The organism is Photobacterium rosenbergii (assembly GCF_003026455.1).
GTDB classification, from domain to species: Bacteria; Pseudomonadota; Gammaproteobacteria; order Enterobacterales; family Vibrionaceae; genus Photobacterium; species Photobacterium rosenbergii.
In genome coordinates this window covers 25,164-34,634 of the sequence record NZ_PYMB01000037.1, presented here as the reverse complement: position 1 = coordinate 34,634, position 9,471 = coordinate 25,164, and the positions used below count along the sequence as shown (strand labels likewise).

Annotated in this window: 10 protein-coding genes and 3 tRNA genes; 7 read left to right on the top strand and 6 right to left on the bottom strand. The window is 48.3% G+C overall.

Features of this window, described 5'->3' with window-relative positions:
• Positions 1–27: 27 nt before the first annotated feature.
• From C9J01_RS27930 to C9J01_RS27915, 4 genes are all read left to right on the top strand, one after another.
• Positions 28–112: transfer RNA gene (locus tag C9J01_RS27930), tRNA-Tyr, on the top strand.
• Between the two features lie 66 nt (positions 113–178).
• A tRNA-Tyr gene (locus tag C9J01_RS27925) sits at positions 179–263 on the top strand.
• A 66-nt stretch (positions 264–329) separates the two neighbouring features.
• A tRNA-Tyr gene (locus C9J01_RS27920) sits at positions 330–414 on the top strand.
• Positions 415–604: 190 nt separating this feature from the next.
• Entirely contained in the window at positions 605–2,317 is a 1,713-nt protein-coding gene (locus C9J01_RS27915; protein ID WP_107301335.1) for a response regulator, read from the top strand.
• 20 nt (positions 2,318–2,337) lie between these two features.
• Here C9J01_RS27915 and C9J01_RS27910 read toward each other — a convergent pair whose 3' ends face one another.
• Entirely contained in the window at positions 2,338–3,303 is a 966-nt protein-coding gene (locus C9J01_RS27910; protein WP_107301334.1) for a glutathione S-transferase family protein, read from the bottom strand.
• Positions 3,304–3,451: 148 nt separating this feature from the next.
• Complete coding sequence (locus C9J01_RS27905; protein ID WP_107301333.1) at positions 3,452–3,703, bottom strand: GlsB/YeaQ/YmgE family stress response membrane protein; 252 nt, start codon at positions 3,701–3,703, stop codon at positions 3,452–3,454.
• 182 nt (positions 3,704–3,885) lie between these two features.
• Between C9J01_RS27905 and C9J01_RS27900 the strand changes: the two genes are divergently transcribed.
• The 3 genes from C9J01_RS27900 to grxB all read left to right on the top strand — a co-directional run bounded on the left by C9J01_RS27900 (position 3,886) and on the right by grxB (position 5,942).
• Positions 3,886–4,158 (top strand): hypothetical protein, encoded by a 273-nt coding sequence (locus C9J01_RS27900; RefSeq protein ID WP_107301332.1) that lies wholly within the window; start codon positions 3,886–3,888, stop codon positions 4,156–4,158.
• A 240-nt stretch (positions 4,159–4,398) separates the two neighbouring features.
• Positions 4,399–5,205, top strand: coding sequence for an exodeoxyribonuclease III (gene xthA, locus C9J01_RS27895; RefSeq protein ID WP_107301331.1), 807 nt, complete (start codon positions 4,399–4,401; stop codon positions 5,203–5,205).
• A gap of 86 nt (positions 5,206–5,291) precedes the next feature.
• Complete coding sequence (gene grxB, locus C9J01_RS27890; protein WP_107301330.1) at positions 5,292–5,942, top strand: glutaredoxin 2; 651 nt, start codon at positions 5,292–5,294, stop codon at positions 5,940–5,942.
• Positions 5,943–6,026: 84 nt separating this feature from the next.
• Here the strand turns inward: grxB and C9J01_RS27885 are convergent, their stop codons facing one another.
• The 4 genes from C9J01_RS27885 to C9J01_RS27870 all read right to left on the bottom strand — a co-directional run bounded on the left by C9J01_RS27885 (position 6,027) and on the right by C9J01_RS27870 (position 9,192).
• Positions 6,027–6,704, bottom strand: a complete 678-nt coding sequence (locus C9J01_RS27885) for an ABC transporter permease (protein ID WP_107301329.1) — start codon at positions 6,702–6,704, stop codon at positions 6,027–6,029.
• A 2-nt stretch (positions 6,705–6,706) separates the two neighbouring features.
• Entirely contained in the window at positions 6,707–7,447 is a 741-nt protein-coding gene (locus C9J01_RS27880; RefSeq protein ID WP_107301328.1) for an ABC transporter permease, read from the bottom strand.
• A gap of 77 nt (positions 7,448–7,524) precedes the next feature.
• Positions 7,525–8,301, bottom strand: coding sequence for an ABC transporter substrate-binding protein (locus C9J01_RS27875; RefSeq protein ID WP_107301327.1), 777 nt, complete (start codon positions 8,299–8,301; stop codon positions 7,525–7,527).
• A 120-nt stretch (positions 8,302–8,421) separates the two neighbouring features.
• Positions 8,422–9,192 carry an ABC transporter ATP-binding protein gene (locus tag C9J01_RS27870; protein ID WP_107301326.1) on the bottom strand — a complete coding sequence of 257 codons (771 nt, stop codon included), beginning with the start codon at positions 9,190–9,192 and terminating at the stop codon, positions 8,422–8,424.
• Between the last annotated feature and the right edge of the window lie 279 nt (positions 9,193–9,471).

Below are 9,471 nucleotides of genomic sequence, written 5' to 3'. Positions count from 1 at the left end.
AAGCCAATACAAATTGCAACACCCCGTGGAGGGGTTCCCGAGTGGCCAAAGGGAGCAGACTGTAAATCTGCCGGCTCCGCCTTCGATGGTTCGAATCCGTCCCCCTCCACCATCATTACTGAAAACGGCATTAGCGGTTTTCTGGCTGAATAAGCCAATACAAATTGCAACACCCCGTGGAGGGGTTCCCGAGTGGCCAAAGGGAGCAGACTGTAAATCTGCCGGCTCCGCCTTCGATGGTTCGAATCCGTCCCCCTCCACCATCATTACTGAAAACGGCATTAGCGGTTTTCTGGCTGAATAAGCCAATACAAATTGCAACACCCCGTGGAGGGGTTCCCGAGTGGCCAAAGGGAGCAGACTGTAAATCTGCCGGCTCCGCCTTCGATGGTTCGAATCCGTCCCCCTCCACCATCATTCCAAGCCAGTAGCGCAAGCTACTGGCTTTTTTCATTCCCTTTGCCTATGCTTTTTCGAAGCAACATCCACACCACCAATAAGATCAAAGTTTTACTTCTAAATCACAAACCTGACTGACTTATTTGGCTATGTGGCTTATGTATGCCTATGATTCAATCAGTAGCATATGGTTTGGGATAGGGAAATGCCAAATAATCAAAGCCAGTCAAAGATACAGCCACTGCCCCTGCACGCAGTGAAAGCCTTGATTGTCGACGATCAGCGCCTCGCTACCACGATGCTTAAATCTATCTTGTTGCAGTTCGGGCTTACCCATGTCGATACTGCTCTTGATCACCAACAAGCCCAACAACACTGCCAGCATAATGCCTTTGATCTCTTGCTTATTGATTACCATCTTGAAGGGCCACTAACAGGTACAGAGTTAATCAACCTCCTACGTCGCAAAAAACTGATTTCTCCCTACTGCGGCATCATTATGATTTCCGGCGACCATTCTGCCGAAGTGATTTTGACCAGTATGTCGGTAGAGCCAGATAGCTTTATGGCCAAGCCAATAACAGCTGAAATGGTCAAGACCAAGCTAATGGCAACACTCCACGAATGTGCTCTGCGAACTCCTGTATACAAGGCAATGATTAACCATGACCGCAAAAAAGCGATTACCCTTTGCAAAAAGCAATTGATGCATGCTGGCTATCATCACAAACTTGAAGGGTTACTGCTGGATTTACTGATCGAAGATGGGCAATGGCTACAAGCTGAGAAGTACGCCAATATTTTGAAAAAACACCACCCATCGCCAAAGCTCAGCCTGATCCTGGCAAAGATCCTCCAGCACAATAACCAGCTTAAGGCCGCTATTCATTTGCTGGAGTGCCAACTTCAGCAATCCCCCCTGCACATTGAACTTTATGACTACCTAGCCATCTTCCAGGAACAAGACAAAGCCTACTATGATGCGCTGGAGTCAGCACAAAAAGCGCTGAAACTCACACCCAGTATTAGCCACCGTGCCCTAAAGGTTGCACAATTGGCGGCAGATCTCGACCGGAGTGATCAAGTCATCAAAGCGGGAAATAGCCTTGCTAATCACCTGCCGATCATTGATGTCGACTGGATCATCTGTTTGGCTGAATATATGGCGATCTTCGAGCAGCTGTATTTCACCCAAACATCCCTTGCCAACCGGCAGCGACTCAAAATAGAACTGAAGCGGATCAATGACAGGGCCCACTCAAGGGTAATGGCAGCGCAAGAGCCATTTTTAACCACCTACAGTCATATTGTGATGAGCCGCTTATTGTTAGGTAATGCCCAGCCATTAAAGGCCAAACGCAGGATGCTACTAGGGTTATCCCTGTTCTTCGATAAAATCCCTAAGCTGCCTTCCGTTGTAATCGCTGACACCCTGCCGCTTTTGGTGCATTTTGGTGAAACCCAATTAATCAATACCTGCATGCAGGCGATAGAAAAACGCAACCGTTTCGATGGTCATAGCCAAAATCGCCTTAACGATATCAAACAGCAAACCCACCTTGCCGAGCGGATCAAGCAGCTTGAGATCCAATTGAAAGAGGCTTACAGACTATTGCCAACATCCCCGCAACAAGCCTTTGTCCGCTACCAGAACATTGTCCATGAATACCCGCTTTGCAGCGAAGCGAACCTGGGTTACCTCCAATGTATGCTGGAGTTAAACATTGGCAATGAAGCCGATATTAAGAACAGTCTGAAGGCCATCAGTTCGATGCCTCTGCCCGGAGATCTAGAAACCTGGCGCAAACAGGTGTTAGAAGGAATGACCAGCAAGAAAGCGTCACCGCAGCAACACAAAGTGGCCCTTACCTACAAAAAACAAACCCAGCGTTTCCTTGAATCAGAAAACACTGGGTAGATAGAGCGGCAAGGCTAAAATTAGCTTAGCTTTTCACGACCATGTGGTGTGAGTAAATCCAATTCCGGACCTTTAGGGACAATTCCTGTCGGGTTAATCATATTGTGGCTGAAGTAGTAATGGCGCTTGATATGGTACATATCGACCGTTGCCGCGACGTCAGGATATTGGTACAACTCTTTGAGGTACTCCTGAATATGCGTGTAATCAGCAATGCGCTTGAGGTTACATTTGAAGTGGCCGACATAAACTGCATCAAACCGCACCAAGGTCGTGAACAGGCGCCAGTCTGCTTCAGTCAGCCTATTGCCAACCAAGTAACGGCTAGATGCCAAATGGCTATCCAACTTATCTAATGCACTGAAAAGGCTGTCAAATGCCGCCTCATAGGCCTCTTGTGTCGTTGCGAACCCACAGCGGTACACCCCATTGTTAATATTGGGATAGATAAATTCATTCCACTGTTCAATATCTTGGTGACGCTCCGTGGGGTAAAAATCTTGCTGATCGCCCGTAATATCATTGAACGCGGAATTGAACATCCGGATGATCTCAGATGATTCATTACTGACAATAGTTTCGGTTTTCTTATCCCATAAAACTGGCACTGTCACCCTACCGGTGTAATCATCCTTGGCCTTGGTATAGATTTGGTGCAGGCACTCAAAACCGTAAAGCGGTTCAGGCTGCGAAAACTCCCAACCTTTGCTGCGCATATCTGGGCTAACCACAGTGACATCAATGTGTGGGGCTAAGCCCTTGAGTGCACGGAAAATCAAGGTGCGGTGTGCCCATGGGCAAGCCAATGAAACGTAAAGGTGGTAGCGACCTGATTCAGCCTTGAAGCCAGGTTCACCATTGGGGCCGGCACTGCCATCTGCAGTGAGCCAGTTTCTGAACCCCGCATCTTCACGGACAAACTCACCCTTGTTATTTTCAGTGTCATACCAGACGTCGTGCCACACACCCTTCACTAACTTACCCATCTGCCGCTCCTCGCCTAAACCATCAACCTAAATTGAAAAACTGTTTGCTATGCATCGATTATAGGTAGCAGCTAGCCAGAAGTCCGGGGGCACAAACCGAACAAGATCATCAAGTTCCTTGAACAAGTTCAACTCAAGGCTTTTTCAGCTATTTCCGGATGAACTTGTTGTAGACGAACAACAGAATCAAGGCACCAAATGTCGCCGTCACTAGGCTCCCGAAATTAACTCCAGTGGCGGCACCTAGACCAATGAAAGAACCGACCCAGCCACCGACAAACGCGCCCGCAATACCCAGCCCTATCGTGGCAAGCCAGCCACCACCATCATCACCTGGCATCAACCATTTCGCCAATGCACCGGCAATCAAACCCAATATGATCCACGAAATAAATCCCATGCTTTATCCTCGCTATCTATCGTTTGGAAAGTACCTGATTGAGCTTAGACAAGGTCACGTAATATGCACAATGACAGGTATACCCCAGGTGACTTCAAGCAGCGGTTTACTCCTAATTGCACTAACCTTATAAACCACATGGCTTAATCTTCTAAAGCCTATCCAGCGTGAGGACGATGTGTATGTTGAACAAACTGACGATTGGCCTTTTTATCCTTTTGGCATCTCTACTGAGTGGTTGTGGTGACCCGGCACCACCGGCTTCTACTCCGGAGCCAGAGGAGAGTGCTGAAGTTATGGATACCACTGAAGGTTCGGATAGTGCAGTTGAAACTGGGGACAGCACTGAAGCTATGGATGATAGTGACAGTTCGGATGTCCCAGAGGAAACCGAAAGCGACGAAGAGACTGAAATGGACGATGAAACAGAAAGCGCAGATGACGACAGCTACTAACTAACCCCCTCTTGCACCCAGCCTCCAAAGGTTAACTGACACACCTAGCCTTTGGGGGTTACCCCTGACACTTTCCAATCAGTCACTCACTTCCGAACCTGACAGTGATCTGAAAGGTACTGGACAACAAATGTACTTTGTCACACATACACCCGCCAATTTGCGCTAAATGGTGGTAACATCGATGAATTACAGCAGGTTTTGCCTAAGAAGCCTTTACCATCAAGGACACCAAAATCAATGAAAGTCATCTCCTTCAATATCAACGGCCTTCGTGCTCGCCTACACCAACTGCAAGCTTTGATCGATAAACACCAGCCAGACGTGATTGGCCTGCAGGAAATCAAAGTCCACGACGAAGCTTTCCCGATCGAAGACGTCGAAGCTATGGGTTACAAAGTCTACCACCATGGCCAGAAAGCCCACTACGGTGTCGCTATGCTGTGCAAACAGGAACCGGTCGAGGTACGCAAAGGCTTCCCAACTGATGACGAAGAAGCCCAACGCCGGATGATCATGGCAACCTTCGAACAGGAAGATGGCCGTAAGGTAACAGTACTCAATGGCTACTTCCCACAAGGTGACAATATTAGCCATGAAACCAAGTTCCCGGCTAAAGAGAAATTCTACGCCGATCTGATGACTTACCTCAACGACCACCACAACAATGACGAAGAAGTGATTGTGATGGGTGATATCAATATCAGCCCAATTGATCTGGATATTGGTATCGGCCCAATCAATGCCAAGCGCTGGCTGAAAACCGGTAAATGTTCCTTCCAGCCTATCGAGCGCGAATGGCTCAAAACATTGATGGACTGGGGCTTTGTCGATACCTTCCGACAGCTTCACCCAGACGTTGATGACAAGTTCTCGTGGTTTGACTACCGCTCGAAAGGCTTTGTTGATAACCGTGGCCTGCGCATTGATGTGGTATTGGCAACGCCTTCACTGGCTGAGCGCTGCATTGAAGCGGGTATCGACTATGAACTGCGCGGTATCGAAAAGCCGTCTGATCATGCGCCTATTTGGTCCACTTTCAAATAAAAGCGGATAAGACATTTATCTCAGTAAGAGGGGGGAACTCCTCTTGCTGGCAATGCATTGCACACGTTGACTCACAAGGAAAGAAGATGAAACTGTTTGTATTTGATCACTGCCCTTTCTGTATCAAAGCCATGATGGTAGCCGGCCTGAAAAAAGCCGACATCGAACTGGTTTACCTGCAAAACCATGATGTGGACGCCCGCATCGACAAAGTCGGTGCCAATCTAGTGCCTATTCTGCAAAAAGAAGATGGCAACTACATGGCTGAAAGCCTCGACATCGCTGCCTACATCGATGCTATTGATGGCAATCCTGTTCTGGCAACCGGCAGCAACGATGACAACATCAGCACTTGGTCAGATATCGCCCGCCCATACAGCAGCCGTTTGCTCTACCCGCGCTGGATGAAGGTCGACCTGCCTGAATTCCAATGCGAAGAAGCCAAGGCTTGGTTTACCAAGAACAAAACAGCCATGATCGAGCAGGACTTCGATGATGCCTTTAGCAAGTCAGATGAATACCTAACAGAGCTCAATGCCTCTTTCGCTAAGCTGTCGTGGCTACAACTCCCATCAGAGCGAAACAATGTGTTGAGTTATGATGACGTCAACCTGTTCCCGGCACTGCGCAACCTGACCGTGGTGAAAGGGGTCCAGTTCCCAACCCGTATCCGCCAGTATATCGACGAAGTGGCAGCACTGACATCCACATCACTGTACGACGATATCGCGGTTTAAACACAAGCAATGGCTTTTAACCCATAAAACGAAGCCTAGCCAATTGGCTGGGCTTCGATTGTCCATTACGTCCGCTTTTGAACCCTACGACAATGGACGCATGTGTCTCATAAAGCGTCCCTCAAGCTTGCGGAAACCCCACAAGATGACAAATGTCAGTACCATGTAGAACATACCGGCAAAGAGGTATGACTCAAATGGCGCATAGTATCGGGAGTTGACAATTTTCGCAGCCCCAGTCAAATCAACAATGGTCACGATACCTGCTACTGCCGAGCCATGCAGCATGAAGATAACCTCGTTACTGTAGGCCGGTAAGGCGCGTCGCAGCGAACTTGGCAGAATAATACGACGGAAAGCTTGGGCCGGGCTCATGCCATACGCCTTCGCTGCCTCAATCTCACCTTTTGGCATACTGTTGATGGAACCACGCACAATTTCAGCTGTGTAAGCGGCGGTATTGAGTACGAAGGCCACCAGCGCACAGAACCATGCATCTTGCCAAAGTGTTCCTTGTACAACAATTACTTGGCTAAGCCCGTAGTAAATCAAATACAACTGGATCAGCAGCGGCGTACCGCGGAAGAAGTAGATAAATGCCCAAGCAGGGCCATATACCAACGGCATCTTGCTGTTGCGGGCAATCCCGATAGGAATGGCGATCACCAAGCCAATCACCAGTGCAGCGGCAACCATCCAAACTGTGGTGTACAAGCCCTGCCAATAAATCGGCCACGAGTCGGCCAGAATACTGAAGTCCATAGCTACCTCGTGTGAATGCTGAATTTACGCTCCGCCCACTTGAGACCGGAGGTCGAGAGCGAAGTGAAAAGAAGGAAAATAACCGCCACTGCCATGTAAAAAGTAAATGGCATCTGGGTTGTACCGGCGGCAAGTGCCCCTTTACGGACCATGTCATCAAGGCCAATAACAGAAACCAGTGCTGTGGTTTTGAGCAATACCAGCCAGTTATTACCAAAGCCAGGCAAAGCATGCCGTATCATCTGCGGTAACAGGATCCGGCGGAAAGAAAGGAAGCTGCTCATTCCGTAAGCTTTACCTGCCTCAAGCTCGCCTTTATCGACGGCGAGGATAGCGCCCCGGAAAGTCTCAGCCATGTAGGCACCAAAGATAAAACCAATCGTCAGGATCCCAGCGATAAACGGGCTGATCTCAACATAATCGGGTAAATAGGCGGTCCACTCATGGTTGGGATCCGATGACGTGAAATACTCGTTAAGGAATTCGTTGATCCGGTAGAGGCTGTCGTTGAGCAGCATTTGCCCACCGAAAAAGATTAGCATCATTAGAACCAGATCAGGGATACCGCGGATCACCGTGGTATAGAAGGTGGCGATGGCCCTTGCCGGGCGATACGGAGATAGCTTGGCCAGCGCGCCCAGCATGCCCAATATCATTGCCAGCACCAGTGATAATAGAGCGACCTGTAGGGTGATCCATGCCCCTTCCACCAGTGACCACTCATAACCTTTCAAATCAATCAAAAGGAAGCTCCTTCTTACTGCTTAGGAGAGTGATCCCAAAGCAGAACCCTTTGGGATCACAGCAAAGTTTCTACTGATTAGTCACCGTAAACATCGTAAGCAAAGTACTTAGAAGCAATTTGCTGGTAAATACCTTTCTCGCGCAGAGACTTGATCGCTTCATCAAGCTGCTTGGTCAGATCTTTGTCTTGCTTACGAACAGCAATACCCATACCTTCACCGAACCACTTCGGATCTGTTAGCGACGGGCCAATAAACTCATAACCCTCACCACCCGGCTTGTTGATCAAACCTTCTTCAAGTGCTGAAGCATCACCCAAAACTGTTGCGATACGACCTGCTTTCAGATCAAGGTAAGCATCATCAAACGAACCGTAGCGAACAATCTCAACCGCGCCGCCATAGTTATCTGTCAGGTACTTATCATGGGTAGTCGCACGCTGAACACCGACTTTAACGCCTTTCAGGCCTTCTTTGGTGAAGTCAAGCTCAGTGCCTTTTTTGGCAACAAACTTATTAGGAATTTGGGCGTACTTACCAGTGAAATCAACACGCTTCTTACGCTCTTCGGTAATAGACATAGCAGCGATAATGGCATCGTACTTACGCGCGAGTAGCGATGGGATGATACCGTCCCAATCCTGAGAAACGATCTGGCACTTGGCTTCCAGCTCTTTACACAGTGCGTTGGCCATATCCACATCAAAACCGCGAAGCTCACCGTTTGGCTCCGTCCAGCTAAATGGAGGATAAGCACCTTCAATACCAAAACGCACGGTGTTCCACTCTTTTGCCTGTACGGCTGTGGTACCTAAAGCTGTTACAACGGCTGCCGCCAAAATCCATTTTTTCATTGTTTACTCCTGCTGTACTTTTTTAGTCTGTTGTTTGCATGTCATTGCTGCGACCCTTTCCTTGCTGACTCCCCATCCCCAAACAGGTCATCATGGATCGCAAGTTTGCTTATTTAATGATTAATAAATCGATGAAATAAATTGCTGGAGACGCTCAGACTCAGGGTTGGAGAATAGCTTGGCCGGATCGCCTTGCTCTTCCACTTTGCCCTGATGCAAGAACATCACCTGGTTAGACACATCACGGGCAAAGGCCATTTCATGGGTCACCACCAACATAGTCCTGCCTTCTTGTGCCAAATCCTGCATTACCCCAAGCACCTCTCCCACCAACTCTGGGTCAAGGGCCGACGTCGGTTCATCAAACAGCATCACTTCAGGATCTACCGCCAGAGCACGGGCAATAGCGGCACGCTGCTGCTGTCCACCGGATAGGTGACCAGGGTAATAATTGCGGCGTTCATACAAGCCGACTTTTTTCAGTAATGCTTCACCACGTTCAATGGCCTCAGCTTTCGGTACTCCGAGCACATGCACAGGTGCCTCAATGACATTGCCGAGCACTGTCATATGCGACCATAGATTGAAACCTTGGAAGACCATTGCTAGGCGTGAACGAATGCGCTGTACTTGTTTTTCGTCAACAGGAAGAAATTCTCCCTGCCGATTATTTTTCATTTTAATCAATTCACCATTAACCCAGATCTCGCCCTGAGTCGGTGTTTCAAGTAGGTTGATACAACGCAGAAAAGTACTCTTCCCAGAACCGGACGAGCCAATAATTGAAATTACATCACCACGGTGGGCCGTTAACGATATGCCTTTTAAGACTTCATTCTGGCCAAAAGACTTATGCAGATCCCTTACATCAAGCGCCACTTCACCTGCCATGTGCGCCAACTCCTGTTACTCCGTGAATTACCAATATCCCTTCACCGCATATTTCAATGGTGGGATTCAACGTGCCCAAATGAGCAAAAGATTGCCTGTTTTGCGAACACTTTTATCGACGGTATCACTAGAAATAAAATTTGGCAACATTTCATTAACTAGCACAAAGCAAGAATAACCAGTCAAGTTTTTAGAATAAAGCGTCAATATGGCGACTTTTCACCTACATTGAACTATTTACCTGCTTGGGGTAATTTAATTGGAAAAACACATAGCCGG

Bases quoted from the DNA above. Each gene is read 5' to 3' on its own strand.
- C9J01_RS27915 (WP_107301335.1), top strand. From the start codon at position 605: ATGCCAAATAATCAAAGCCAGTCAAAGATACAGCCACTGCCCCTGCAC.
- grxB (WP_107301330.1), top strand. From the start codon at position 5,292: ATGAAACTGTTTGTATTTGATCACTGCCCTTTCTGTATCAAAGCCATG.
- C9J01_RS27885 (WP_107301329.1), bottom strand. From the start codon at position 6,704: ATGGACTTCAGTATTCTGGCCGACTCGTGGCCGATTTATTGGCAGGGC.
- xthA (WP_107301331.1), top strand. From the start codon at position 4,399: ATGAAAGTCATCTCCTTCAATATCAACGGCCTTCGTGCTCGCCTACAC.
- C9J01_RS27875 (WP_107301327.1), bottom strand. From the start codon at position 8,301: ATGAAAAAATGGATTTTGGCGGCAGCCGTTGTAACAGCTTTAGGTACC.
- C9J01_RS27870 (WP_107301326.1), bottom strand. From the start codon at position 9,192: ATGGCAGGTGAAGTGGCGCTTGATGTAAGGGATCTGCATAAGTCTTTT.
- C9J01_RS27910 (WP_107301334.1), bottom strand. From the start codon at position 3,303: ATGGGTAAGTTAGTGAAGGGTGTGTGGCACGACGTCTGGTATGACACT.
- C9J01_RS27905 (WP_107301333.1), bottom strand. From the start codon at position 3,703: ATGGGATTTATTTCGTGGATCATATTGGGTTTGATTGCCGGTGCATTG.
- C9J01_RS27900 (WP_107301332.1), top strand. From the start codon at position 3,886: ATGTTGAACAAACTGACGATTGGCCTTTTTATCCTTTTGGCATCTCTA.